Annotated in this window: 26 protein-coding genes and 1 tRNA gene; 8 read left to right on the top strand and 19 right to left on the bottom strand. The window is 56.1% G+C overall.

Going from position 1 to position 26424, the window contains the following annotated elements:
- Window positions 1-31: 31 nt before the first annotated feature.
- On the bottom strand, window positions 32-691 hold the full coding sequence (locus tag ACR0FG_RS07645; protein WP_480891681.1) for a DsbA family oxidoreductase: 660 nt from the start codon (window positions 689-691) through the stop codon (window positions 32-34).
- A 141-nt stretch (window positions 692-832) separates the two neighbouring features.
- Here ACR0FG_RS07645 and ACR0FG_RS07640 point away from each other — a divergent pair.
- A tRNA-Leu gene (locus ACR0FG_RS07640) sits at window positions 833-919 on the top strand.
- Window positions 920-1031: 112 nt separating this feature from the next.
- On the top strand, window positions 1032-2354 hold the full coding sequence (locus tag ACR0FG_RS07635) for a tyrosine-type recombinase/integrase (RefSeq protein ID WP_480891678.1): 1323 nt from the start codon (window positions 1032-1034) through the stop codon (window positions 2352-2354).
- A 27-nt stretch (window positions 2355-2381) separates the two neighbouring features.
- Here ACR0FG_RS07635 and ACR0FG_RS07630 read toward each other — a convergent pair whose 3' ends face one another.
- The 12 genes from ACR0FG_RS07630 to ACR0FG_RS07575 all read right to left on the bottom strand — a co-directional run bounded on the left by ACR0FG_RS07630 (window position 2382) and on the right by ACR0FG_RS07575 (window position 13435).
- Window positions 2382-3575, bottom strand: a complete 1194-nt coding sequence (locus ACR0FG_RS07630; RefSeq protein ID WP_480891676.1) for a hypothetical protein — start codon at window positions 3573-3575, stop codon at window positions 2382-2384.
- On the bottom strand, window positions 3572-4411 hold the full coding sequence (locus ACR0FG_RS07625; protein WP_480891673.1) for a hypothetical protein: 840 nt from the start codon (window positions 4409-4411) through the stop codon (window positions 3572-3574). The genes ACR0FG_RS07630 and ACR0FG_RS07625 overlap by 4 nt, the downstream gene beginning before the upstream one ends.
- Before the next feature lie 161 nt (window positions 4412-4572).
- Entirely contained in the window at window positions 4573-5868 is a 1296-nt protein-coding gene (locus tag ACR0FG_RS07620) for a hypothetical protein (RefSeq protein ID WP_480891670.1), read from the bottom strand.
- Window positions 5869-5984: 116 nt separating this feature from the next.
- A complete protein-coding gene (locus ACR0FG_RS07615) occupies window positions 5985-8369 on the bottom strand; it encodes a hypothetical protein (protein WP_480891667.1) in 2385 nt (794 codons plus the stop codon).
- Window positions 8370-8401: 32 nt separating this feature from the next.
- Complete coding sequence (gene rnhA / locus ACR0FG_RS07610; RefSeq protein ID WP_480891664.1) at window positions 8402-8863, bottom strand: ribonuclease HI; 462 nt, start codon at window positions 8861-8863, stop codon at window positions 8402-8404.
- Complete coding sequence (locus ACR0FG_RS07605) at window positions 8860-9099, bottom strand: hypothetical protein (protein WP_480891662.1); 240 nt, start codon at window positions 9097-9099, stop codon at window positions 8860-8862. Before ACR0FG_RS07605 ends, rnhA begins: the two co-directional genes overlap by 4 nt.
- Window positions 9092-9328, bottom strand: a complete 237-nt coding sequence (locus tag ACR0FG_RS07600; RefSeq protein ID WP_480891661.1) for a hypothetical protein — start codon at window positions 9326-9328, stop codon at window positions 9092-9094. The genes ACR0FG_RS07605 and ACR0FG_RS07600 overlap by 8 nt, the downstream gene beginning before the upstream one ends.
- 80 nt (window positions 9329-9408) lie before the next feature.
- The gene (locus tag ACR0FG_RS07595) at window positions 9409-10356 is read right to left on the bottom strand and encodes a hypothetical protein (protein WP_480891658.1); all 948 of its coding nucleotides are present in this window, start codon (window positions 10354-10356) and stop codon (window positions 9409-9411) included.
- 355 nt (window positions 10357-10711) lie between these two features.
- Complete coding sequence (locus ACR0FG_RS07590; RefSeq protein WP_480891655.1) at window positions 10712-11083, bottom strand: hypothetical protein; 372 nt, start codon at window positions 11081-11083, stop codon at window positions 10712-10714.
- Between the two features lie 68 nt (window positions 11084-11151).
- Window positions 11152-11913: a hypothetical protein gene (locus ACR0FG_RS07585; RefSeq protein WP_480891653.1), complete on the bottom strand. Its 762-nt coding sequence runs from the start codon at window positions 11911-11913 to the stop codon at window positions 11152-11154.
- Window positions 11914-12389: 476 nt separating this feature from the next.
- The gene (locus ACR0FG_RS07580; protein ID WP_480891651.1) at window positions 12390-13055 is read right to left on the bottom strand and encodes a recombinase family protein; all 666 of its coding nucleotides are present in this window, start codon (window positions 13053-13055) and stop codon (window positions 12390-12392) included.
- Between the two features lie 95 nt (window positions 13056-13150).
- Complete coding sequence (locus ACR0FG_RS07575; protein WP_480891649.1) at window positions 13151-13435, bottom strand: hypothetical protein; 285 nt, start codon at window positions 13433-13435, stop codon at window positions 13151-13153.
- Between the two features lie 325 nt (window positions 13436-13760).
- Between ACR0FG_RS07575 and ACR0FG_RS07570 the strand changes: the two genes are divergently transcribed.
- Complete coding sequence (locus ACR0FG_RS07570) at window positions 13761-14135, top strand: DUF4156 domain-containing protein (protein WP_480891647.1); 375 nt, start codon at window positions 13761-13763, stop codon at window positions 14133-14135.
- 531 nt (window positions 14136-14666) lie between these two features.
- The gene (locus tag ACR0FG_RS07565; RefSeq protein ID WP_480891645.1) at window positions 14667-16352 is read left to right on the top strand and encodes a tryptophan halogenase family protein; all 1686 of its coding nucleotides are present in this window, start codon (window positions 14667-14669) and stop codon (window positions 16350-16352) included.
- A gap of 86 nt (window positions 16353-16438) precedes the next feature.
- Here the strand turns inward: ACR0FG_RS07565 and ACR0FG_RS07560 are convergent, their stop codons facing one another.
- The 6 genes from ACR0FG_RS07560 to ACR0FG_RS07535 form a co-directional block, all read right to left on the bottom strand.
- Window positions 16439-17434 carry an ABC transporter ATP-binding protein gene (locus ACR0FG_RS07560; RefSeq protein ID WP_480891643.1) on the bottom strand — a complete coding sequence of 332 codons (996 nt, stop codon included), beginning with the start codon at window positions 17432-17434 and terminating at the stop codon, window positions 16439-16441.
- Entirely contained in the window at window positions 17431-18465 is a 1035-nt protein-coding gene (locus tag ACR0FG_RS07555) for a Gfo/Idh/MocA family protein (RefSeq protein ID WP_480891641.1), read from the bottom strand. The genes ACR0FG_RS07560 and ACR0FG_RS07555 overlap by 4 nt, the downstream gene beginning before the upstream one ends.
- A complete protein-coding gene (locus ACR0FG_RS07550; RefSeq protein WP_480891639.1) occupies window positions 18462-19301 on the bottom strand; it encodes a carbohydrate ABC transporter permease in 840 nt (279 codons plus the stop codon). Before ACR0FG_RS07550 ends, ACR0FG_RS07555 begins: the two co-directional genes overlap by 4 nt.
- A 10-nt stretch (window positions 19302-19311) precedes the next feature.
- Window positions 19312-20226 carry a carbohydrate ABC transporter permease gene (locus ACR0FG_RS07545; RefSeq protein ID WP_170716946.1) on the bottom strand — a complete coding sequence of 305 codons (915 nt, stop codon included), beginning with the start codon at window positions 20224-20226 and terminating at the stop codon, window positions 19312-19314.
- A gap of 68 nt (window positions 20227-20294) precedes the next feature.
- On the bottom strand, window positions 20295-21548 hold the full coding sequence (locus ACR0FG_RS07540) for an ABC transporter substrate-binding protein (RefSeq protein WP_170716944.1): 1254 nt from the start codon (window positions 21546-21548) through the stop codon (window positions 20295-20297).
- A 32-nt stretch (window positions 21549-21580) separates the two neighbouring features.
- Complete coding sequence (locus ACR0FG_RS07535) at window positions 21581-22468, bottom strand: N-acetylmuramic acid 6-phosphate etherase (protein WP_480891636.1); 888 nt, start codon at window positions 22466-22468, stop codon at window positions 21581-21583.
- Window positions 22469-22627: 159 nt separating this feature from the next.
- Here ACR0FG_RS07535 and ACR0FG_RS07530 point away from each other — a divergent pair, with 159 nt between their 5' ends.
- Genes ACR0FG_RS07530 through nagA form a run of 4 tightly spaced genes read left to right on the top strand, consistent with a single transcriptional unit; the run spans window position 22628 to window position 26423 of the window.
- Window positions 22628-23515 carry a glucosamine kinase nucleotide-binding domain-containing protein gene (locus ACR0FG_RS07530; protein WP_480891633.1) on the top strand — a complete coding sequence of 296 codons (888 nt, stop codon included), beginning with the start codon at window positions 22628-22630 and terminating at the stop codon, window positions 23513-23515.
- Entirely contained in the window at window positions 23502-24257 is a 756-nt protein-coding gene (locus ACR0FG_RS07525; RefSeq protein ID WP_170716938.1) for a GntR family transcriptional regulator, read from the top strand. Before ACR0FG_RS07530 ends, ACR0FG_RS07525 begins: the two co-directional genes overlap by 14 nt.
- Window positions 24258-24270: 13 nt before the next feature.
- The gene (locus tag ACR0FG_RS07520; RefSeq protein ID WP_480891629.1) at window positions 24271-25299 is read left to right on the top strand and encodes an SIS domain-containing protein; all 1029 of its coding nucleotides are present in this window, start codon (window positions 24271-24273) and stop codon (window positions 25297-25299) included.
- Complete coding sequence (gene nagA / locus ACR0FG_RS07515; protein ID WP_480891626.1) at window positions 25296-26423, top strand: N-acetylglucosamine-6-phosphate deacetylase; 1128 nt, start codon at window positions 25296-25298, stop codon at window positions 26421-26423. Before ACR0FG_RS07520 ends, nagA begins: the two co-directional genes overlap by 4 nt.
- The last annotated feature ends 1 nt before the right edge of the window (window position 26424 follow it).

The following is a 26424-nucleotide window of genomic DNA, read 5'->3' as shown; positions in this document are numbered from 1 at the left end:
CATAGACTGTCTGAGGGGTAGGGGGAAGGGATCAGGCGGCCTCGGTCAGGCAGCGTTGCAAGACCTGCGCATAGGTCTCGGTGCCCTGCGCACCGGTCAACAGGTACTTGCCGCCAAACACCATCGACGGCACGCCAGAAATGCCCCGGCTGGTCCAGAACTGTTGTTTCTGCCGCACCAATTGCTCATGCGCGCCGGATTTAAGCGCCGCGCTTGCCGCCTGCGGGTCAAGCCCGGCCGACTGAACCGCGTTCAGCAGCACATCGGGGTCCGATACATCCTTTTGGTCGGTGAAATACGCCTGGAACAGCGCCAGTTTAAGCGGGTGCTGACGCCCCTGCGTTTCCGCCCAATCCAGCAACTGATGCGCGGCAAAGGTGTTCACGATGCGGCTGTCATCGTCGAATTTGAAGGCAAAACCAAGCTCAGCGCCCAACGCCGTCAACCTGTCGCGCGCCTGCTGGCTTTGCTCGGGTGTTGAGCCGTATTTCTCGGCAATATGCTCGCGCAGGTTTTGACCTTCAGGCCCCATCGCGGGATTGAGCTCGAACGGATGCCACCTGAGCTGCGCAAGCACGCCTTGCTGCTGTAATGCCTGATCAAGCTGGCGAAAGCCCACGATACACCAGGGGCAGACGACGTCAGAGACAATATCGATCTGCACAATTGGACGAGGGTCAGGCGATGTCATAGGGCGCTCCTACCGGGGTCGGGGATTGTGGTCTGAGCGTTAGATATGGCGGATGCGGATGAATTCAAACCCATGTGTTTTTTGCCCCTTCACATCCAGCGCCCGTCCGTCTATACGCGCCTCTACCAAGTCACTGGCAGTGCGGTCGTGGCGGAATTGGTAGACGCGCAGCGTTGAGGTCGCTGTGGGGTAACACCCGTGGAAGTTCGAGTCTTCTCGACCGCACCAGAACCATCTTGACGATCTGGTTTTGGGCCTTAAAAACAAGGGCATTCAGCATTTTCCGAGTGTGTCGCGTAACGCAAACAACACACACGGACAGCACACAATGGCCCTTAGAATGACGATCAAGTACATCGACTGCATTAGTGATACCCAATGGCGTTTCCGTAGACGGTGGCCGAAACGGGTGCGTGAAATTCGAGGCGAGGATGCTTACCAAAAGCACATACAAGCGCGTGAAGGGGCCGCTTTTCAGCGCGAGTACCAATTCCATCTGAGAAACTTTGATACCATTGTTGAGGATACCCTTAGACGGAACCCGCTGACTGATAACCGGTCGCCAACGCAGAAGTTCATCGACGCGCAACGCTTGGCCGAACATTACATGACTGGCATCCGAGGTCTCGAAGATGACAGCTTGACGCGAGGTATCGTAGCCGAAGGTCTAGCAAAGCAAGGGGAAGCGCCCGAGGTAGTGGCTGCGGTATTGAACCCGAACGCGGAGCCGCCAAAGCCAACTCTGGCCGATATGCGGGACACCTACGCTCAGGACAAGGGACTTGCTGATGACCGAAAGGCTATGGTCAGAATCGACCGCACGTTTGGCCGTCTTAAGGATGCCCTGAAGAAGCCTCTGGAAGACGTGACCATTGAAAGCATCGACCGACAAACGGCGCGTTGCTTCATGGACCACTTATTGCGCCTCAAGAAAGCCAACGGTCAGCCACTCGCGCTAAAGTCGTGTCAGCGTGAAGTCATTATTGTCGCTGCGGCTTACAACCATGCCGTCAGGGAATTGGAAATACCATCTGATCGCAACCATTTTGAACGCCTTCCGTGGCCCAAGGAACAAGTCAGTTCTTTAGACAAGAACGTCCCATTACCAGATGGCATCGTGGACGCTGTTCAAGAAACCCTTGAAGGAGGGCGTAGTAAAGACCTGCCGGATATATGGCGGGTGCTTAAGGGCACGGGTATGCGGCTGGGCGAAGCCTGTGGTCTGCGCGTAAGCGATGTGGACCTCAAAGGTGAAACCCCGTCTATCCTAGTCACGCCCAATGAAATCAACGGCATCAAGAATAGTAACAGCGACAGGTATGTTCCTATTGCTTCAGACAGCCTCATAGATTCCCTCAGGAAGCGCGTAGAGGGGCAGGCGGGCAACAAGCCTCTATTCCCCTCTTATGGCCGTGAAGGAGGCCCCACGGCTGCGTCCGCCGCACTGATGAAAGCGGTCAGAAAGGCCACTGATGATAAGCGGATGAAGGTGCATGGGCTACGTCACCGGGCAAGCGACAAACTAAGAGATGCTGGGGCACCTGTAGAAGTGCGTCATGGCTATCTCGGTCACTCTGCTCAGTCGGTCGCTGAGAATACTTATGGGGGACGGGAGGCGCGGCTTAGAGAGTTCGCGCGATGGGGCGTGCAGGCCGGGCTTTAGCGGGGTTTGGTGGATTGCGTTGTTGGCCTAGCGGGAAAAATAGCTAGGCCATTGACGTCTGACCACCTCCTTTTCAGGGCGGGTTTTGGCAATTTTCTCTACTTCATGAACGAAGAACTTATGGTCATCTTCCTGCAAGACAACCTTAGCCAACCTCGCATACTTGAGCCTCACTTCGGTTCCATCCAAATGATAGGCAATATCGCTCAACTCGGTAGTTCTGAGTCTGAAGTCTTCTTTCGCGCGTACTCCAAGCGCTGCAAGCGCGACCGTCAAATTCTGAGACTTCAACACGTTGTTTAGGAACGTCTCTCTGGTGTGAGGAGCATCAGTCAGCGCACCCGCAAAATCGTTTACGTCCGAAACCGTATTTGCCTTATTCCCCAGGTACTCAGCCAGAGAATACCTAGAACGTATCAGACTATCGTCCGTCAGCTTGTTTAGCACCTTCAGAGTTAGCCTGTGTGGTGGTGACAAATTCAACGCAAAGATAGCGAACTTGTCAGTCAGTTTCGGCAAATTGTCGAGCAGGTCGTTCAAGACACCGAAAATCTTGTTGGACTCGTAGCGGTTCATTTCCCGCAATGCCTTGATAATGAATCCGACAGTGCAGTTCTGGGTGGAATAGCATTGCCCAAAGTACCTTGCATTTAATGTACTTGGCATCCACTTCTGAAAAGTTCCAAGGGTCTCCTCATTGTAGGTAAACCTGCACTTGTTCAAAGCGGCTACAAACGATCTCTGGTGTGCCGTGTTTCGGAAGCCGTCCCACTCCTTGGCGAGTGTAGTCACTGCAAACCTTGGATAAGAGACGTCGATCAGTTGCCGGTTAAGATGCGATTCACGTCTAACAAGCGGCTCCACCAACCTCAGCACGAACTCGTCTGCCGAGGGGTATCCACCAACCTCCGTCATGAAGTTCATGATTATTTCGGTCCTTAGTTCGGCTATCGAAGTGGCGGTGCTTTCGGTCGTAGATTCGCTTTCAAGCTCTTGATGCGACTCTAGAAAAGCAGTCTGCTCGTCGTCCAAGATTGCCCCTTCAAAGTCGACTTTGAGGCCGACTAAGAATGCCAAATCTTGTCCACGTAAATCGGCACCATTTAGAGACGCCCCGTAGTACATTACACGCGGGTCGTATCCTGCGATACTTGCAAGCTCCTGAAGGTCCGTCGTGTCCGCTTCAAGAATCTTTTCAGCAGTGAGGAAGAAATCTGTCATTCAAATAGGGGTACAACGTATTCTGCCAAAGTCATCTCTGAGAATTTGTCGCCTATGTCACCGACGAATAATCCCTGCCTTTGGATTTCAGCCTTTAAGAATGCCTCAGCGGCCCTCTGACGGACTTCTTGATTTTGACTGTTTTGCCTTATTCCGTCGCGCGTAAGGTCTTTGAATTCGACATGATAGACTTTTAGGTCTTCTCTTTTGCATCGAACTTGTATGAGCGCCATTGGCGGCATGTTATTTTCTTTTTCCGCCTGAACTTGGCTCTCCGGTCTATTGTCAACAATAGTAAAGCGGGGCTCGGTTGAGGCGTCCCACACAGCGCCTTCCAATTGAGACAATATTGTTGAAACAACCCAACTCGGGTGACCTTCAGGGGTTTCGCTATGCATAGCCTCCATTCGGGGTACATCACGAACGTCTGTGGTGTCACTGGTCCGCTCGTATTTGCGAGAGATCAACGCCGCTGCTTTCCCCATGATTCCGTTGTTGTCGATGTTCAATTGCAGGGAGCCACCCGCTTCATCCTTTTGAACTAGGCGCTCGTTGACCGCGATTGCTGGACCCGGTTTTGTTCTAGCCATCGTCTTTTGATCTATGCGAAAACCATTCCCTCTTTCAGGAAGTACAGTCACGATTTCACATTGCTTCAGAGATACGCGGAAGTGAATATTTGATTCTGGTACACCCCCAAGCCGCTCCTCCCGAAACGTCGCGCTAAGGTGCAGTGCGTACCTGTTGTCGCACTCAGTTTCGGGCTCGAACCAACCGCCAACCACTGCCAGTTTTCCAATGCTGCGAAGACGGTTGTCGATTTGCTGATCTATCATTTTAGCCCATAGGTAGTGCAAACACTGCTCTGAACTACATTATGTACCACTAGTTCGAGTTTCAAGGTGACACTTGTTCGCTAAATTAATCCCAATGATGTCGCCCGAATAAAAGGGGTCGCTGCAATTACAGGCGAAGACCCGCATAAGGGCCTTATCCCCTACTTTCCAGTTAGTTTCATCAATTCCTTTAGCGGTGACAGATACGAATCCGACAATGCCTTTAGCGACTTCGGGTCAATACCATCAGAGCCTTTACCAGTCGTAACTCGATTCTGACCAAACATCTTTTCTGTTAGCTGAGCTTTCAGTTCCTTTTGCTGATCGGAAGATAATGACGACAGGAATGGATCGAGCGCTTTCACTTCCAAGGCAAACCAGCGCATCTGCTGCTCTGTCTCCCTGTGTATTTTTGACTGGTGGGAGGCATAACCTGCTGTGGCCAATAAAATTGCGGTAAGCGAACTAGCTGTTATCACCTCCGACCAATTGACGCCACCTTCGGTAGTCAGTTCGAAGCCCATAAAATACTTCAGGCAAAGCCAAGCGGCAGCCAGCACTAAAGCTCCTACCGCCGCCCATCGCCAAAAATTCGCTTGGGAATGTTCGTCTGCTGCCCCACGAGCATACCCGCCAGCCACTCCGTCTGTTCCCACTAGGCCGTGGATTTCTAGGACACTAACGTGTTTTTCTTGCATGTCTTCAATGATGCTATTGGCACCCTCAGCCAACTCATCGTGTAGGCGTTCGATTTCCTGTTGTTGCCGCTGCGCTCGCTGCGCTGTTTCTTTCTGAGCCTGCGCATTGTAACCCCTTATCGTCTCATCGAATTGCTTTCCCCGCTCAATTTGGGCGTTGGAAAAATCTTCGGCCCGCGATGTCTGAGCATTTGTAAACTCAGTTTGCCATTCTTTAAGTGAGTTTAACGTGCTTACCGAAAGCTCGTGAAATGCCTCTAATCTCTTATCTGACAACTCGACAAGTTCCCGAAAGGCGTTTGTCCCCTTTCGGGATTCCTCAGCATATGCCTTCAATTGGTCATCCGTTTTTTGGCAGAAATTATCGTGGGCGTGTTCGATTTCGCGCATCTGTGCCAACTGATCTGACGGTGTCGAGGCGGCGGATAAAGTACAAACCAAAGGAATTGTCCGACTAATGTGGTCATTCGCCGTCCGAAGGAATCCAACGGTTTGCTCGCGATGGAAGGACTGCAACTGTGCCCAAATGTGTTGATGCTTCAGATTAGCTTCAATTTGGTTTACCTGGTCTTCAGGCACGTATTCTGGATCAAGCCCTTCGACCGTTTGCTGGATGTGCAATAAGACCTTCTTCAAGCGCCGCTTTTCGATTTCCGTATCAGCATCTATTTCTGCTTCATTAGGCTCTAACCAGTTCAGTAATTGCTCCAAAGTGGCATGAATAGGGTGCTTCTCGAATTTTTCCGCCCAACGCGACATGGTATAATCTGTGCCTCATGTAATACTTGCGGCAAGATATAGTAGCGCTGCGCCTGATTCACTAGGGGGATTGTTCCGCATAAAAGGCTGATGCCCCCGCATAAGCGGGGACACATTTATTTGGTATCAGGGTTTTCCGGTGACTGGATCACGCCTGCGTCGATCATCGCTTCGATCATCTCTGCTTGCTGCGCTTCACGTTCAGCAACGGCTTTTTCCTCAGCACGACGCTTTGCTGCTTTGCGCTCATCGCTCTTGGATGAGAAGTGCCTCTGCGCTCCCAGCCATGAAGTCGGGAGGCCGCGTTCCTTGCGTTCCTTCCGAGTCAATCCTTGCCACTCAAGGAAACCTTGACGATGTCGTTCTTGAATTGCTCGGTCCTCGGCTCGGGCAGCAATCGCCACCGCCGCCTCTTGCTGGATGATAGCGGCCTGCATCTCTCGACGTTCGTCCCCGATCTGTTTGATCTGAGAAAGGTGAACGATACTTGGGACACCGGGGGCGGTGACCACGGGTATTGCACTGGCCTTGTAAGAAATGTGCCAGTAGTTCGAATCGTCGTGTGCGGGCACCAAAGTCAGGTCGTCAATGTCCTCCCCGGTTGCTTCAGCGAAATCTTCAAGAACCTCTTGAAAGTCTTCTTCGAAGGTCGGAGGCAGAAAGACATTGCGCGTGTTGACTGCGGTCCCGTTAATGACCGTGTGGCTCTCCTCGTAATATTTGATGCCGTTCTGGATTGCCGAACGCATCGGGACACCAAGATCGACTTGAATCCTAACGCTTTCTTCGATCCACTGAGCGACATGTGTACCGTTAGAGACAAATGACGAACCAAGACCAAGAGCCCCACCAGTCCTGAGTTGCTCCTTCACTGCATTCCTGAAGTTTCGCAGGTCCTTTGCGCTGACAAGAGTTGTGCCGGGACCTTTTCGATCAATGGACGCAGAGGCCATCAAGGCTTCTTCAGCATCCCAGCCAACCCGTTCAAGAGCGGCTGCATCGCGGTAGATGGACGAGGCAGTGCTGTCATTGATGTGGCGCTCTCGCAGGTGCGGTTGTTCACCAAGGGACTTGTAGATCGCGTAACCCTTCAGAGCCCGCTCAGGCACCTTCGTCTCCCCGTTCGCGCCTGCCGTAGCAAGGCTTGCACTGAGGGCGGTGATGCCGTTGGTCATGCCCTGTTCCCATTCCGGGTAGTTCACGTCCACACCGTAGGAGGCCAGATGGGCTGCCATAACAGGCGTCGGAACGTCCTGCGCGGCGAACTGGTCCATCAGCGCGAGGGTGTTCTTCTCACGGATGGTGTCTGCGGAGATCGTGTGCGACTTCCCTGAGGTGTCGGTGAAGGTGACGTCACGGATGGCGTGGGCATTGCCGGTCGTGATCATGTCCATGCCTTGATTGAGTATCTCGGCTTCCCGGTTGCGCGTGAAGGCGGCGGCGCGGCTGCGTTCGATACCCAGAGCGTTGGCCTTGAGGATAGCCTCGTGCTGCGCCTGAGTGATCTGATCGCTGTCCTTCATGGTGACCAGACGGACCTTATCGGCCTCGGTCAGAAGACCAGCCGTCGCACTCACCTGAAGGTCCACAAAGGCTTCCGTGTTGGTTTCCCTGAGGAAGTCCCCTTGGTTGGCCTTGGCGGTTTCGACGAGTTGTGCGGCCTTCTCTGAATACTTCGCGCGGCTGGAAAACGAACCCACTTTGGTGCCGTCGTCACCGACAGCGTTATGGTTCATCAATGCCTCAACCGTAGCCAGGTCACCGGCTTCAGCGTATTCAGCGGCGATCTGCATGACGTAGTCATCCATCTCACCATAGGTCAGCCCGAGGGCCTTGCTGTGGTCGGTGTAAAGCTGACGGACGCGGGCCATCGGATCGAAGCCCGCCTCAACCGCAGTGTCGATTGCACCACGAGCGACGTCAAAGAACTGGTCTGCGGTTCTCTCTCGGGTATTCCCTGAGACGAACTCGGCATGCTGGTCCTTGATATTCCCAAAGACCCCCTTCAGCCCTTCCCGGTAACCGGACATGATGAAGTTGTTGTTGCCATATGCTTCGAAGTCAGTCTTGGCGTACTGAGCGAGGAAGGCTTCTAGGTCGCCACTTTCCTTGTCGAACTCGTTGTTGTACGCATCCACGATCTCGCGCTTACGGCGGGCAGCGTGGGCCATACCGAACTGCTTGTTGAAGGCGGCTTGGAACCACGGGCTCTCGGTGTCACGCATCGCGCCAGACTTCACCATCTGAGCGGATTGCTCGTAGGTCATGCCTTGGATGGTGTCATAGGCACGTTGTTCCTCTTGCTCCGCATGCTGGCCTTCAAGCTCCTTCAGGTATCCCTGTAGCTTGGGCTCAACGGAAGTCAGAGCGGCGGCGAGTTGCATGGCCCCGGATTGAGGTACGCGGGCAACGGCAGCCCGGTCACCGGTCGGTCGTGCTGTAACGCGAACTGAAGGCGCATCCTGCAGTTCCGTTTGGGTTTGTGGGCGGTTAATATTCATGATTGTCCTTGTCTGTATTGAACGGGCTATATTCACGCCGCCTTGTTGGCTGCGGCGAACGCCAATGCGTCTACTTCTTCGTTCCGAGGGTCTCCGGCATGGCCTCGGACCCACTGCCAGCGCACGTCCAAACCGTTTGACGACGCCATTAGTTCTTCCCAAAGGTCGCGGTTCTCAACAGGCTTGCGTCCGGCTTTGCACCAGCCGTTGGCTACCCATTTCGGCAACCACTCGTTCATCCCCCTGACGAGCAATTGGCTGTCTGAGTAGATGGTGATCGAAGCTTGTTCGTCCCGCTTGATCTGGCGAAGCCCGAGGATAGCGGCTGTCATCTCCATGCGGTTGTTCGTTGTCGATGTCTGACTGTCTTGAACGACCCGCTTCTTGATTTCTGCTGCACCCTCATATCGGCGTACTACGGCGGCACAGCCACCTTGCCCCGGATTTCCGAGACAAGAGCCATCTGTGTGGATTGTGATTTCGGTGCCCGTCATAGATCAACCTGATCTGCCGGTGTCTGACACGGTTTGGGGTTGTGCGCTGGGCGGGGGATGGATTTGGCTGCCGCACCCATAATGCGCTGTGCTGAGGCTTCGCATTCGGCTTTCGCCTTCAGAGCGTAGGTCTCGGGCGTTGTGCGGCGGGCTTCGTCTTCCAAGGCGTTCCGCTCCATCCCCTTCCGTAAACGGCGCTTGGCTGCCGGGGAAAGCCGTCGTTGAGTATCAAGCACCAGACGCCACCTTCTGTGTATAGCCGTCCAGAACGTCCTCTAAGGCACCCACCAGTTTCTTGGCGCGATCAACTTCATCGCCAGTCAAACACAGTAAGGATGACAGTTCGGGGCAGTCCTGCACGATAGCGGAGAGTAAGGCAGAAATGGTTTCAAAATGGTCTAGGGCGCGACGGGTACGTTCAAGCAGGACTTCCTGTTTCTGCTGTTCAGTAATGTGGTTTGTCATTGGGGTTTGTCCTTTTTGGGGGTTGAGTGAGGGCCAGCCCGCAGGCCAGCCCTAAAGTTCAGGTTGTTAGTGGGGGCGAGTTAAAGGAAGCGGATTAGGCCGCTACGCACGGCGGCGCTCCAAGGTGTGACCAGTCCCGCTTGGTCGATGACAAAGACCTGCCCGTTTCTTTCGATGCGGTATCCGTAGCCAGCATCCGTCAAAGCCTGGGTGACCTCTGCCGGGTCCAGCCGATCAAGGTTTTCCAACGCCATCTGGCGAACGTCATCAATCTTTGCTGTGTCGTTGTGCATGAACAAATCCTGCGCCGCCTCTTTCATAAGCGAAGCCGCCCTCGGGTTGCTGTTCAGGAGACCCTCAAGGGCTTCTTCCGAGACCCCTGCATCTTCGAACCGGGCAATGCTGTTGTCATAGAAACCCTGCCACGCCTGATTTACGAGTTCTTGGGCTTCTGCTGGTTCTGCACCGATGCCACGGGCAATCCGTTCAATGGTGCTATCGTTGATTTCACCTGAGTGGATAACCTGCGTAACCGCAGAATGGAGGCTGCCTTGGTCAATACTGGTGACCAATCGGTCCATAGCGGCTTCCCCATCATCTCCAATATGGAACTCATCAGAGGCACCTTCAGATGTTTCCTGTTGGTTTACCTGAGAGGCATCCTGAATGATTGCTTCGCGGTAGCCACCTCGGCCATCCCGTTCCACAAACCCCATAGAGATTGCCGTTGCGATGTCGGTGCGCATGCCGCCAATGTCCACCGTGTCCGTTTCACGCAAGGCGCGCGAGTGGATGAGACCATTTCCAGCATCGCGGACAGTCGCCAATATGCCGGTTCCCCGGTCGTGGTTGCTGGCTGCCTGATACTCGCTTGGATTCTCCACGGTAGTTGTCATCTCGCCGTTGCGGATGGTCACTTCAACCGGTCGGCTGGTTTCGATAATCGGCCCGCCTTGCCGGTACTCTGATGCGATGTTGCTTGATGTGTTGGGCTGTTCGTTGCCCGTTGCGTCATACCATCCGGTCATGATGGGGTGTCCTTTTCGGTTTGCTGGTGTTTTCTGAGTTTGGTGAAGGCGGCGTTGATGTCAGATCGCAATTCAACGTCGCTAGGGTTCAGCCCCACCTCTCGGGCGAGACATTTGACAACGCCACTACGGAGGGCGCGTGGGTTCTGGTGCTTGGCTAGGGTAATCCAAGGTCTGTGCGGCTGGTCGCCAGTTCGCTTTTGGAAGGCGTAGCCGGTGCTTTTGACAGAGGTCACCAGACGGTATTCCCCAAATATGTCGATGAAGTGTACGTGGGGGTGATTGTCTGAGCGGTCTGAAGGTGGCCTGTGGTTGTCCCTGACGACCTTTCTCAATCGTTCTCTGAGTTCTTGCCTCATGACGATTTCCCCTTGAAATCAGGCATGCGGTCCACGGCTTTGATGCCTTCAGCCACCATTAGGCTGATGACCTCGCTAAGGGAGACCTCATCACCTTTGTTCGCCAGATAGCGGCTCTGGAAGATGTGAGCAGCATGGACCACTTCAGGGCGGACTTTCAGGTTTGCCCACAGGTGGCCCTCCTGTCGTCCAGTAGCTTCGCGGCGATCTTCGAGCCAGTTGCGCTGTATTGATGCCCAACGCCACGGGCCAAACAGAATGCGCGCGCGGTCGTTCAGTTGTCGCGTGAAACGGGTTCGAGATTTCTCCCCAAGACCCTGTCGGGCATGCTTAGAGGGCCGCTTGGCGGCGGTGTGTAAGGTCTTCATAGATTTTCCTTGAGGTTTGGTGGAGGGCTGTTGTTCGCCCTTATCCCCATGAGTTCCGGGATTTTACTTTAGCTGTCGCACGTGGAGGGACGGCCAAGGAGTGTTAGGGAGTTGAAGTAGTCAGGTCCGGCCCCTTCATGAATGACCTTCGCCCATACAACGGGCCACGAGGTCTCGGGCGAGAAATCATCGCCATGGTCAATCCAATCGTCTGTTTCCGGTGGATGGTGGGGCCTGATCTCTCGAAGCTCACACTTGCATGCACGTCCACATAGGCAGAATTGAACTTCATCCGGCTTGATGGCCGTTCCATCATTGAGTCTCGGATTTGGCCCTACTGGTGCCAGAGGGTCTAGCTTCGTTTCTTTGTCATCGGGAAACGAGGTAGCCCTGAAAACCGGCTGTAGCTTTACTGGCTCCTCTCGTGCAGGAGACCAGAAATCTGCGTTTCTGCCGTCAGTGAATAGGTTGTCCCTCATCCAATCAGCAAAGAAACCTGCGAGTATCTTGTTGTAACCCTTTCGGGAATTCTCGACCAACTCAATGAAACCTCGCGGGCTGATGAACGCGCCTCTGTTGCGGCGACCATCAGGGAACCTGAACGGAGTTTCTTTGATCTTGATTATGTCGGGCGGAGACACACGCTTTAGGGTTCGTCCAAATCCGCCCTTTGCATGTTCCGTGAACCGGGCGAAGCGCAACACATCAGACCCGTGGAACCAGACGTTTCCGTTGGAGACCAATATGTCTATGTCCTCACCGTTGTGGCTGAAGACATGACGGGTGAAGACATCAGTGAACAAGGGGGCATTGTTAATATCTGTGAGCATAATGAGCATGTCCCTTTGGGGGCGGCTAAAACTGCCCGTAGAGTTGGTTAGGGGTGATGATTGATATCGGTCTCCTCCGGCGAAGCCGATCATGGTCTTCCTAATCAAGGAGATGATGGAGGTTTCAGCCCCTCAAACTACCTAAAGGGTTACGGAGGGTATTTCCGGGTGGGTATCCCGCCACATAGTGAGCAAAGCCGGTTAACTTGGGTCCAACTTGCGAACGTAACTGATTGAACACCCCACCTAACAGACAGGTTTCGGAGATTTGAAACGCTTGCTGCGCCTGTCTTCTTCTATGGGGTGGGTAAATCGCTGCAACAGGCCGACCGCACACCACCCTAGCGACACCCTCGGACCTTTCCTTGACCGAGACTTCGGGGCTTGCTGAAGGCCCCTATGAGGGCGATACCGAGGGTGCAGCTAGGCTGGCACGGCTGTGTAGGGCTTTGGGGTGGGTGAATTGGCCTGAAGCCTTAGGATGTTTGCCCCAGTCTCTCTATCACCCGCTTTACTTGTGACGCCTGCCACTTACCGCCACGCGCCGTTGGCACTCCTGAGGTGTTTAGTGCTTCCGCTATCTCTCTGAGGGATACGCCTTGTGCCCTGAGAGGCAGCACAGTTTTGGATACCCGCTCCGCTCTGGCTATGGCGTTGGCCTGAATGGCCTTGTTTCTCGCCTCAGTCTTTGGACGAAGGCCACCAAGTTTTTTCCCTTTGGCTTTGACCTCCGCCAATGCGGCTTTCGTCCGAGCGGATATGAACTCGCGTTCTTGTTCAGCTAACGCAGCGTAGATGTGAAGTTGGAAATTGTCGGCATAGGGCATTGAGGCCACCCTGAGTTTCACCTTCGGGTCATCCATAATGGTGGCGATGAAGGACACCTTGCGGCTTAGTCGGTCCAATTTAGATACCAACAATTCAGCGCCATTGCTGCGAACAAGTTCAAGCGCCTTAGCAAGTTCTGGTCTTTCACTGGTCTTGCCGCTCAGTATGTCTTCGAACTCACCTAAGATTTCGAAAGGCTCCTCAGAGTAGTTCTCTAGGAAAAGCCCTATGTCCCGCTTTTGCGCGTCAATTCCATGCCCGGACCTTCCTTGGTCCTCGGTACTGACTCTGCGGTAAATGACATACTTTTCCACAAGAAGACCCCTCGCTGAGTGTTTCAGGAGGGGCCTATCATTCAACCGTTGCAAATGTCAACGAAGGTTGTGACTGTTACGCAGCTATCCGAGGGCTATTCGGCTGTGACAAAATCAGCGCCTTTGGTTTCCTTGCGGTGGTATGTGAACATGGCTTGAAGCTTCCAAAGATCGACGGTGACTTCATCGCGGCGGTCACTCTCGACCTTGAAAGCAGCAGCCTGCGAGTAGCGCAGTATCAGAAGATCAAGGGGACCAACGCGGAAGTCGAAGATATGTTTGGGGTCAGTAGTCTCGCATCTTGGCGTAAAGCAACGCGGAGTTGCCACGTACAGGTGAGACACGAAAGAGCCAAAGCGAAGGTCGAAGAATTTCAGCATGAAGGTAATCCTAATTTTGGTAGTGCTGCATCGTTGTGATGCAACGCCTAGATGAGTCATGCGAGAACCCCTGTCAACCCATTGATTTAGCTCCACTAATGGGAATGTCCCGCAGGTGGAAACAAGGTGGATTGACGGTGCCCCTAGCGGGGGGTGATGCGCGGCATCCTATTCTATCTCGGGCTCTCAAATTTTTGCCCCGAAAACATTTAGGGTATCAAAATGCAACTTTTGTTTCGCAAAAAGTGCCCCTTCGATACTTCCCCCTTTAACCAGAAGTTCGAGCAGGTTTAGTAGTCAGGGCCAATTGTTGAGAGAGAAAGAAATGAGAATCGCGAAATTTACTGCCGCTATTTTATCCGCAGCTTTTCTTGTCGCGTGTGCGGAGGGCACCACTGTTGTGACCGGACAGCAGCGTCCCGCAATCAACCCTGAACAGGTGAAGTTGTATCCACAGACACCTCAGTCCTCCTATGAAGTCATTGGTCTTGTCCGTGCGAGTAGTGGCAATGGTTGGACAGACCAGCAATCCATCGACTACGCGGTGGCTGAACTGAAGAACCAAGCTGCAAAGGTCGGTGCCAACGGCGTCGTGATTGGTTCCACGGGCGCTCAAACGGGCGGCTTCATCATGATCGACAATATTGCGTACCCCTATGATGAGCAGACCGTTTCAGGGACAGCGATTTACGTGAACTAAGACGCCCTTGCTGACCCAATCACGAGATGTGCAATCTTCAGTGCGTTGGTCTAGGCGAACAAATCTGGGCGACTTGACAGACCGAACGACACACAATAACTCCTAGGACAGCACACATTCGGGGAAACCTGAAGGCTGCCCTAGGGTATTTCGCCCATAAAAATAAGGGGTCATAGAAGTTAGTTCGAAATCACCGGATGCTTCTCGACCGCACCAAACAATCAGCTTTCGACAACTTATCATTCGTGTTTTCGCTCAGGTGAAATCCGGTGTTATGAGATAGTTTCGCATTGATCCTGAGAGCGCGGTGCCAAAGCCTGTAGCTTGGTGCACCGCAATGGGTTGATCGCAGCTCATGGGCATCTTGCGGAGGGCAAAGATGATTGGGGCGTGGCTCTATTGACCCTAGCTGAACGCGCGAAAGATGCTATGGTCCACCCAAAGCCAAAAGGGAACGCCGTTTTCGAATCCCCGCAAAACCAAAAAAGGGCGGCGGCGATAAAATCCCTAAGCCAACAGGAACTGAGTCACATGAATAATCGTTTGCGCAAGATCACCATCGTGGGTGGCGGTACTGCAGGATGGATGACCGCGCTGATCCTCGATATGGTGTTTTCCCGCACCTCTGCGCCTAAGGACCGTCCGCGCCTCTGCCTGATCGAAAGCCCCAATATCTCGACCGTCGGCGTGGGCGAGGCTACGGTGCCTCGGATGCCGGTCACTCTGCGTCAGGCGGGGATAACCGAGCGGGATTTTTTCCGCGAAACCAATGCTTCGTTCAAGTTGGGTGTGAAGTTTTGCAACTGGAACAATGACTCCAAGGGCAATCGCATCGACTATATGAATCCCTTTGCCCACGGCCAGATGCTGGAGGGGCTGGAAGCAGCCGAATATTTCCTGCGCTTTGGCAACGGGGATCGGGATTTTACTCAGTCGATCTCGCCGCATGATGATCTGGCACGTCTGTGCAAGGGTGCGCGGCAATTGGGCCAGCCCGAGTTTGAGCAGCGGTTTGGCTATGCATATCATCTGGACGCGGTGAAGTTTGCTGGCATGTTGACCAGAGTCTGCACCAAGCGCGGGGTTGAGCATATCCAGGACGAGGTGCAGTCGGTCGAACTGGACGAACAGGGCAATGTCAGCCACCTGATGCTTGAGCGTAAGGGCCGCCATGACATCGAGATGGTCGTGGATTGCACCGGCTTCCGCGGGTTGATCATCAATCAGGCTTTGGGTGAGCCGTTTCTGGATTATTCGGACTATCTGCCCAACGACCGGGCGATGGCATTGCAGGTCGAACATCCCGACCCGGAAAAGATCGAAAGCGCCACGCGATCGACCGCTCTGGGCGCGGGCTGGACGTGGCGGGTGCCGCTGTTTAACCGCGTCGGCACGGGATATGTCTATTCATCGGCGCATCGAACGGATGATCAGGCGGCGGATGAATATCTTGAGTGGCTTGGCGACAGCGGCAAGGGCCTAACGCCGCGCGTAATCCCGATGCGGGTTGGGCGTGTGCGCAATGCCTGGGTCAAGAATTGCGTGGCCATTGGCCTGTCCGGCGGCTTCATCGAACCGCTTGAAAGCACCGCGATCCACATGATCGATCACGCGATACGCTGGTTCGCCGAGCATCTGCCAACGCGCGATATCGAGCCATCGTTGCGGGCGCGCTATAACCGGCAGATGGACAAGCTATATAACGAGGTGCTGGAATTTATCTGTTTGCACTACCGTTTGGGCAACCGCACAGATGACCAGTACTGGATCGACGCGCGTACGGAAATGAAGCTTCCGGACCGGTTGGCCGAGAATTTGGAACTGTGGCAGCACCGCCTTCCGATGCAGCACGATGTCGAGTTCGCCACTTTGTTTGACCACCGCGTTTTCCAGACGGTGCTTTTGGGTAAACAGGTCTATGATACGGGCTATGGCACCGGTATCCGGGATCGCATTCGCCCGCTGAAGAAACCGATCTGGTTCCAGTGGTGGAAGGGTGCAAAAATGGATCTTGCGCAGATCCTCAAGACGATGCCGGATCACAAGACGCTGTTGCGCGATATTCGGGGCGAGCTTGAGAAACCCGCCTTTGGCAAGGCTGCGGCGGCAAAGCCGACGGTGGCAATGCCGGGTGCGAAACCAGCCCCCGTGGTGGTGCAGAACATGCCGGACTTTGCCGAAATCCAAAGTGGCGCGAAGGATTTGCAGCTATTCTAGGCTTTTTGCACCACTCGAGGGTGCGATCAGGTGAATGGTGCCTGAGCTTCTTTTAATCGAACGTCACGAGACCCTGTTTCCCCGGCTCAGTCGAGCCGGGCACCGTTTGGATCGAACCTGTAGGTCCGTTCGGGCGAATAGCCAAAGCGGACTGATTGGCCTGAACGCACCTGATGCTGGCCGAACAGACGTGCTGTGATCTGGTGGTCTTGCATGTTTGCGACGACATTGGTGTCTCCGCCCAGATGTTCGACATGAGTGACCTGCGCGGCGATCGGGCCGTCATCGGTCAGAAACAGATCCTCGGGCCGAATACCGGTTGTGATGTCCGCGCTGTTGCCAAGCAGGCTGGCGGGGAAGAAGTTCATCGCCGGAGCCCCTAGGAATCCCGCGACGAACTGGTTCGCGGGATTGTTGTACAGTTCCATCGGGCTGCCGACCTGTTCCACGCGGCCGTCACGCAGTACGACGATCTTGTCGGCCAGCGTCATCGCCTCGGTCTGGTCATGGGTGACATAGATCATCGAGGCATCGAGTTGTTGATGCAGATTGGCGATTTCCAACCTCGTGTTCATACGCAGGGCGGCGTCCAGATTGGAAAGCGGCTCATCAAACAGGAACAGCTTGGGTTCGCGCACGATGGCGCGGCCGATGGCGACGCGCTGGCGTTGGCCGCCCGACAATTCCGAAGGATAGCGGTCGATATAGGGCTCAAGGTTCAGCATCTTGCTGGCCTTGGCGACGCGGTCTTCGATGACCTGCTTGCTTTGCCCTTCCTGTTTCAGCGCCAGCGACATGTTCTTGCGCACGTTCAGATGCGGGTAGAGCGCATAGCTTTGGAACACCATCGCGATGCCACGTTTCGAGGGCGGGGTGAGGTTCATTAGCTCTCCGCCGATACGCACCTCGCCCGACGTTACATCTTCGAGCCCCGCGATCACGCGCAGCAGGGTGGATTTACCGCAGCCCGATGGGCCGACGAAGACGACGAATTCTCCGTCCTCTACATCGATGTTGATGTCCTTGAGAACTTCGACAGTGCCGAAGGACTTGTTCACATTGGTGAGCGTCAGGGCGGTCATGTGCGTGCCTCTTTCAGCGAAATGGGTTGGCCGGTGCGGATGCTTTCATCGGCGGCCAGGCAAATGGCCAGCGATTGCACGGCGTCGTTCATGTGGCGGGTCAGGTCGATATCCTCGGCAATTGCGCGCAGCATGTAAGCTTGCTCGGCATCGCAGAGTTCCTGATGGCCGGGTTCATCGGGCATGTCGATTGTCTGGTCGCCCGCGGGGCGGTGGACCAAAATGCCGCCGACCTTGGTGTGGCCGTCGATATCGGCCGATGCGCCCTTATTGCCGTCGGTGATCGAGACCGAACCGTTGGGCGAAACGATGTCTTTCACGAAGAACGCGGTCTCGGACATCATCGGACCCCATCCAGCCTCGTACCACCCAACCGAGCCGTCCTCGAAGATCACCTGAAACTGGCCGTAATTGTACATGTCTTCGGCGATCTCATCGCTTAACCGCAAGCCCATGCCATGGACGCGTACCGGGTCGGAATCGGTGATCTGGCACATCACGTCGACATAATGCACACCGCAATCGACGATGGGCGAGGTGGTTTGCATCAGCGCCTTGTGTGTCTCCCACTCGGCACCCGACGACTGCTGGTTCAGGTTCAGGCGGAAGACATATGGCCCGCCCAGATCGCGCGCCTCAGAGATCAAACGCATCCATGAGGGATGGTGGCGCAGGATGTAGCCGATGACCAGCTTGCGGTCGGTCTCAATTGCCTTTGCGACGACGCGCTTGGCGTCCGCCACAGTGGTCGCTAGCGGTTTTTCAACAAAGACATGCGCGCCAGCCTCCATCGCCGCGCAGGCATAATCGGCGTGGCTGTCGGAATAGGTGGCGACAACAACCAGATCGGGCTTGGCCTCGGCCAAAGCCGCGTGAAAGTCCGAATAGGCCGGGTAGCCGGACAGATCCGGATGATCCACGCGACCTGACCGGTTCACTAGCCCGACGATTTCAGCGTCCGGGTGATGGTGGTGGGCCAGCGCGTGGCTGAGGCCCATATTGCCAAGGCCGGCGATCAGAACTTTGGTCATTTGACAGCTCCGGATGTGATGCCGCGGATCAGTTGGCGCGAGAAGATGACGTAAAGCACCAGCACCGGCAGGATCGCCATACTGAGCGCCGACAGAACCGCGTTCCAATCGGTCACGAACTGGCCGATGAAGACCTGGCTTCCCAGAGTCAGGGTCTTGGTTTCCTCAGCGGGGGCGAGGATCAGCGGGAACCAGAGGTCGTTCCAGATGGGGATCATGTTGAACACGGCAACCGTTGCCATGGCGGGGCGTACGAGGGGCAGGACCAACCGGAAGAAGATTGTGTATTCGGACAGACCGTCAACACGCCCGGCGTCCTTTAGATCGTCAGACACCTGCCGCATGAACTCGGACAGGATGAAAACGGCCAGCGGCAATCCTTGCGCTGTGTAGACTAGGATCAGCGCCCAGAGCGTGTTGACCAGCCCGGTGGCAACCATCATCTCCAAAATTGCGACCGTACCGATGCGGATCGGGATCATGATGCCTAGCGCCAGATAAAGGCCCATCAGCGTGTTGCCCTTGAATTTGTATTCGCTCAGCGCAAATGCGGCCATGGCGCCGAACAGCAGGACAAAGGCCAGCGACACGACGGTGACAATCATCGAGTTCTGAAAGTAGAGGAAGAAGTCCCCCTGTTTCACCACTGTTTGGTAACCGATCAGCGAGAAGCTCTCGGCATCCGGCAGGGCGAGCGGTTCGCGAAAGATGGCGCGACGGCTTTTGAAGCTGTTGATGATGATCACAAAGACCGGGAACAGGGCGATCAGCGTGTAGATGATCAACGCGCCATGCATTGCGGCGGTGTTGAGTGGGTTGGAACGTGCTTTGTTCATCGCTTGGCCCTCACAACTGATACCGGCGCATCCGGGTCTGGATGCCGAAAAGGTAGATACAAACACCCACAAGGATGATTGCGAACATGGCCCCGGCGATGGCCGATCCCATATGCGGGTCGCCCAGTTGCAGCTGGAAGCCAAAGAAGGTTCGGTACATGAAGGTGCCGAGGATGTCGGTTGAGAAATCCGGCCCCGCCAGCGCGCCTTGCGAGACATATATCAGGTCGAAGGCGTTGAAATTGCCCACAAATGTCAGAATCGAGATAATCCCGATCGAAGGCAAGATCAGCGGCAGTTTGATCTTCCAAAAGGCCGAGGCTCCGGTGATGCCGTCGATCTCTCCGGCCTCCAGGATTTCTTCGGGGATCGACAGCAGGGCGGCGTAAATCAGCATCATCGGGATGCCGACGAATTGCCAGACCGAAACCAGCGCCAGCGTGGTCAGCGCGTACTCTTCCTTGCCCAACCACGGTGCGAACAGGGATTTCAGGCCGACGGCGTCCAGCATTGATGGGGCGATGCCCCAGAGCGGGGACAGGATTAGTTTCCATGCGAAGCCGACGATGACGAAGCTGAGGATCGTCGGGATGAAGATGGCCGACCGATAAAGTGCCGCAAACCGTAGTCTCGGATGCGACAGGAGTGCCGCCAGAGCGATCCCAATCGGGTTCTGCACCAGCATGTGGATCAGAAAGAACCAGAAGTTGTTGCCCAAAGCGTTCCAGAACTGTTCAGACCAGATCGGATCGAAAAACAGGGTGCGGAAATTCTGCAAGCCCACGTAGACGCGCGCCTGATCAACTTCGGTGAACAGCGCCAGACGCAGCGTGTTGAACAAAGGGAAGATCATCACCGCCGTGTAAACCAGCACCGCAGGGGCGAGGAAAACGGCAATGTGCCAGCGTATGCGGCGGGTTTGCATGGGAATCTCCGGGGGATAAAGGCCCGGACGCGACACGGATGCCGCGTCCGGTGTGAGTGGTTCAGGTTTTACTGGTGCGGTGCGTACCAGCTGGCCAGACCGTCTTGCAGCTGCTGGCCCAGAGCTTCGGGTGTTTCTGCGCCTTTGATGGCGGCCACAGATGCGCCCCAAGTCTCGTTTTCAAGGTTAGGCGTGCCGCGCGACAGGATCTGGTAGGTCGAGCGGATCGTGCTTTCGCACTCATCCCGCCAGCCGACGATTTCCTTGGCCAGCGGATCTTCCAACTCGACCGGAGTGCTGGAGAGCGGGAAGAAGCCGGGCAGGGCGTTGCCAAAGATGCTGGCGAACTCGGGGCTTGCGACCCACGCCAGGAAGGTACGCGCAGCCTCTTGGTTTTCGCTGGCGGCGTTCATGCCGATGCCGATGTCGGTGTGATCCGAGATATAGCAGGTATCGCCCGCATTCTGGACTGGGGGCTTGAACGCACCCATTTCGAAATCGGCTTGGGTGTTGAAGCCCGAGATTTCCCAGCTACCTGCAGGGTAAACCGCCGCACGGCCCAGAGTGAACAGGTTCTGGCTGTCAGGATAGGTCTGCGCCTCGTACCCGTCGCCCAGATAAGCGCCCCATTTCGCCAGCGTTGCATAAGGTGCAACCCACTGCGGATCGGTCAGCTTTTGCTCACCCTTGATCAGCGCCTGACGGCCTTCTTCACCTTTCCAGTAGTTCGGACCGATGTTGTTATAGCCCATGGTTGCGGCTTCCCACTGGTCATTGGTGCCCATCGCCATCGGGATGTAGGTGCCATCTTCCTTGATCTTGTCGAGGGCGGCAAAGAACTCGGCCTCGGTGGTCGGAACTTCGATGCCCAGCTCGTTGAAAGCGTCCTTGTTGTAGATGAAGCCGTGGATCACCGATGCCATCGGAACGCAGAAGCTGGCCGAGCCGTCATCGGTCTGCCATGCCGATTTCGCGACGTCCGAGAAGTTGCTCATGGCATCCAGATCGGACAGATCGGTCAGGTGGCCGTCTTCATACAGCGCCAGCGACGCGTCAAAGGGGCGGCAGGTGATCAAGTCGCCAGCTGATCCGGCCTCGAGCTTCGAATTCAAAACGGCGTTGTATTCGGCTGGGGCCGACGGCGAGAAGATCACTTTGATGCCGGGGTGTTCTGCCTCGAACGCCGGGATGATTTTTTCCTGCCACAGGGCAAGGTCATCGTTGCGCCAGCTTTCAATGGTTAGCGTGGCATCTTGGGCATAAGCACCGCTGGCGATGAGCGTGGTGCTCAGCAGGGCCAGGCTCAGGGTATTGCGTTTCATTTGGTTACTCCCAGGCTGATTGGCTTGTTTTCTCACTTCAGTCGCTCCAATGCGGGGCGCAGGTGATCGTTGGTTTCGCGCAACAGAGTTTGTGCAGCCTCCAGCGTCTCGGCACCTGCTGCGATAAGCGCCGCGCATTTGAGGTTTCCGTTGGCGGTATTCAGGGCCATATTGGCTCGCTCGGGCGTTACACCCGTCAGCTGACACACGATGCCGTTGGCGCGGGCGCGCAATTTGTCGTTGTCGGCGCGTAGGTTGATCATCATGCCGTCCTGAATATGCCCCAGTTCAACGGCCATCAATGTCGACAGCATGTTTAGCGCTATCTTTTGCGCGGTTCCGGCCCCCATACGGGTTGATCCGGAAATCAGTTCGGGCGGAGTGGCCAGCAGGACAGCGTGATCCGCCAGTTGCAGCAACGGTGTGTCGGCATTGTTGGCGATGCCGATAACTGCGGCCCCTTTCTGGCGGGCAATTTTTGCCGCCGCAACGGTGTAGGGCGTTGTGCCGCTGGCCGAGACCGCAATCAATGTGTCGTTGGGGGTCAGATCGGCCAGATCACCGTCCAGACTGTCGGCGATATCCTCGACATCACCGGGCATATCGGCACTGGTGGGTAGGCCGCCCGCCATGTGAATGCGTATCTGGTGCGTTGGAATCGAAAAGGTTCCACCAAGTTCCATTGCGTCGGACGCGGCCATCAAACCTGAGGAACCCGCCGCAAGATACCGCAAGGCGCCGCCCGAACGGATCGTATTTGCCATCGCCTGCGCACCCGAGCAAATCGGATCAACCGCACCCATCGCGGCCCGGGCAGCCACCGCCTGGGATTCGGCCAGCAAGGCGGCAACGTCGGTCAGCGGCCGGGCATCCAGCCCCTGCGCATCCTGATGCAGTTGTTCCGTTACCGGTGTTGGCACGTGATTCCCCCTTTGGATTTCAGGCATCATACCTTTTAGATACCATTAGTCTACCATTTTGTTTTTTAGCCAGAGAAGTGGCGCAAAATCAGATATATCAGATAATTTGGTTATATTTAGGACTTCAAAAATCACAAAAGGTATTATAAAGGTCTTGTCATGACTCGATCTTCTGACACTCTTGTACTGGCTGTTGATGGCGGGGGGACCCGTTGTCGCCTGGCTGCGTGCCACGCGGGTGTCGTGCATCGGGTCGAAGTTGGGGCCGCGAACATTTCGACTGATTTCGACGCAGCCTGTCATGAACTTATCAAAGGGCTGGACTCGTTGGCTACGGCTTCGGGATATTCAGCCGACGTGCTTGCATCTGCTCCGGCCTATCTGGGTCTGGCGGGAATCACCGGTGAGGCAATTGTGGACAGGCTTTCAGCCGCTCTTCCGCTGAAACGGGTTCGGATTGAAGATGACCGACGCGCGGCTCTGCGCGGTGCGCTTGGTTCTGCGGACGGGATCGTCGCGCATTGTGGGACAGGATCATTCATCGCGGCCCAAATCGGAGGAGCTACGCGACTTGCCGGGGGTTGGGGTTCGGTTCTTGGGGATCAAGCGTCGGCCCAGTGGGTCGGACGCCGCGCGCTGTCTGACACGCTTGAGAAAACAGATGGTGTGACCGGGCCATCGGACATGGCTGATGCTTTGCTGGCCAAATTTGGCGGCACGGCGGAAATCGTGAGCGCCGCTTCCAACATGACACCAGCCGAATTCGGGGCGATTGCACCCCAAGTGACCGAACATGCGAGGTGTGGGGACGCGCTGGCGATTTCAATCCTGCGCGACGCCGCAGGCTATCTGTCGGATCGGATGGTCAGGCTGGGTTGGGTCAAGGGGTCGCCGATCTGCCTGACAGGTGGCATCGGGCCGCACTTCGCACGGTACTTGCCAGCCGACATGCAGGATGCGTTGACTGAACCCGCAGGCGATCCGCTGTCCGGCGCGATCGCACTGGCGCAGGCGTTTCAAGAGGAGATCGAAGATGAACATAGTTGATTTCCTGCGCCCCGAAGGATGGCTTGGCCAAACGGCGGGGCCCCGTTATGTGCAACTGCGCCAGCGGCTTGAGCAGGGGATCGAAGACGGGATCCTGCCGCCCAACAGCTCATTACCGCCCGAACGCGAGATCGCCGAACTGACCGACTTGTCGCGGGTGACCGTGCGCAAGGCCATTCAGGAACTGGTGCGAAAAGGCGCGATCGAACAGCGGCAGGGCTCGGGCTCGTTCGTGCGTGAGCCTGTGGCGCGGGTCGAACAATCTCTGTCGCATTTGACGTCGTTCACAGAAGATATGGAACGGCGCGGTCTTAGGACGACATCGACATGGTTGGAGCGCGGGATATTCCTGCCCTCGCCAGAAGAGATGATGGCGCTGGGCCTTTCGGCGAATGAGCAGGTTGCGCGTATCCATCGCCTGCGCGAAGCGGGTGGCAGACCCATGGCGTTGGAGCGTGCGGCGTTGCCGCTGGATATCCTGCCGAATCCAACTGAAGTGAGTGGTTCGCTCTATGCGTTTCTCGAACAATCCGGGTTCCGCCCGGTCCGCGCCATTCAGAAAATCTCGGCCATCAACCTCGAAGCTGCCGAGGCCGAGTTGCTGGATGTCGCCGAAGGGACTGCTGGGCTGCGTATTCAGCGGACGTCATATCTGGAAAGCGGGCGCGTGGCCGAGCTAACGCGCTCAATCTATCACGGCGAGGCTTACGATTTTGTCGCCGAGCTGCGCCTGTCAAACTGAAAGCCTGGGAAAAATGTCTGACGAAAGAACTCAAATGCGGCGGGAGATCAATGAGATACCCGATGCCGTTGAACGATTGCTGAGCGAAGGCGCACAAACGGTCTTGCAAACTGCCGACGAAATCCGCGCACGCGATCCACGTTTCCTGATCTCGGTCGCGCGTGGATCGTCGGATCATGCTTGCAGCTATCTCAAATACGCCTCGGAACTGATGCTGGGTCTGCCGATGGCGTCGGTGGGGCCTTCGGTGAATTCCATCTACGGTGTTGATATTCGGTGCGACGATGCGATTTGCATCTCTGTTTCGCAATCCGGACAAAGCCCGGACATCGTCCAATTGACCCGGTCGCTGACAGAAGGTGGCGCGTATTCTGTGGCAATTACCAACGATTCTGGCTCGGCGCTTGCGGGCGTTTCCTCGGCCACCTTGCCGATCCATGCGGGGCCTGAACTGAGCGTTGCGGCGACCAAGACCTTTGTCACCTCGCTGGTCGCCGGTCTGTGGCTGATCGCGCAGGTGAAACGCGACGATGATCTGTTGCGTGCCGTTCGTGGTCTACCTGACAACTTGGCCGCTGCCATCGCCTGCGACTGGAACGTTATGGCGGATGCTGTGGATGGACAATCCGTGTTCACGCTGGGGCGCGGGACATCACTGTCGATCTCGAACGAGGCCGCGTTGAAGTTCAAGGAAACCTGTCAGATTCACGCGGAAAGCTATTCGTCAGCCGAGGTCTTGCACGGGCCGGTTTCGATTGTGGACAAGGGATTTCCAGTGCTGGCGCTGGCCTCTGGCGATGCGGCCGAGGCCAATCTGGCCGAGGTTTCCGATGCCCTGTCGGACAAGGGGGCGAGGGTATTCGCAACCACAAGTCGCGTGGAACGTGCAACGGTATTACCCCATGTGCGTACATCTCATTGGATGACGGATCCGATTCCGCTGATCGCATCTTTCTACGGTATGGTCGAACGGGTCGCCACACAGCGTGGGGTGAACCCCGATACGCCGAGGCATCTGCGGAAAGTGACGGAAACGGTATGAGCCCCACCAACATCACCTTCGCTGGCGGCCCAATCTTTGACGGAAAATCCCTGCGAAGCGGTCATGCTGCGCGGTTCCGGGATGGGGTGCTGCGGGCCGTGGTGCCCGAGGCCGACATTCCGGCCGACGACCGGATCGAGGATCTGTCCGGGGATATCCTTAGCCCCGGCTACGTCGATTTGCAGGTAAATGGCGGTGATGGCGTGATGTTCAACGACGATCCGTCTGTCGAGACATTGACGCGGATCGCCTCGGCCCATCGGGGCTTGGGTGCGACGCGGATCCTGCCGACTCTGATCACGGATACGGCTGAGAAAACACTGGCCGCGATTGACGCTGCGGTTGAGGCAGTTGCGCGAGGCGTTCCGGGAATCGCTGGATTTCACCTTGAAGGCCCGCATTTGTCCGAGCGGCGCAAAGGCGCGCATGATGCGGCCCTGATCCGGCCCATGCAGCAGACCGACCTTGAGGCGTTGGTCGAAGCTGCGGCGCGGCTTCCGGCGCTGATGGTCACGATAGCACCCGAGAGCACGACGCCCGCGCAGGTCAGTGCACTTACGCAGGCCGGGATCATCGTCTCGCTGGGTCACACGGATGCGTCGTTTGAGACTTGCACGGCGTTTGCAGATGCCGGTGCGCGATGTGCCACCCATCTGTTCAACGCGATGAGCCAACTTGGCAGCCGTGAACCCGGTCTTGTTGGGGCGGCGTTGTCTTGCGGGACAATGTCGGCAGGTCTGATTGCTGATGCGGTCCATGTTCATCCTGACACGATGCGCGCCGCGTGGGCTGCCAAACGCGGGCCGGGTCGGATCTTTCTAGTCAGCGACGCAATGGCCGTTGCGGGGACGTCCCTAACGGAGTTCCAACTTGAAGGTCGCCTGATCCGGCGTGAGAGTGGCCGTTTGACGCTGCAAGACGGCACCTTGGCTGGGGCCGATCTGGATTTGACCACCGCAATACGCGTTCTGACCACCAAGGTTGGTATTGCGTTGGACGAAGCTTTGGCCGCGGCGACAACGATTCCGGCTGGGTTTTTGCCCGATCCGGGCGGGACCACGTTGCAACACACGATCCGGATTGCACCGGATTTGTCCGGTGCTGAACCTGTTCTCAAGGGGTAGG

Source organism: Ruegeria sp. E1 (assembly GCF_056534225.1).
Note: the sequence above shows the minus strand (reverse complement) of the source record. Positions and strands in the feature narration are given on the sequence as shown.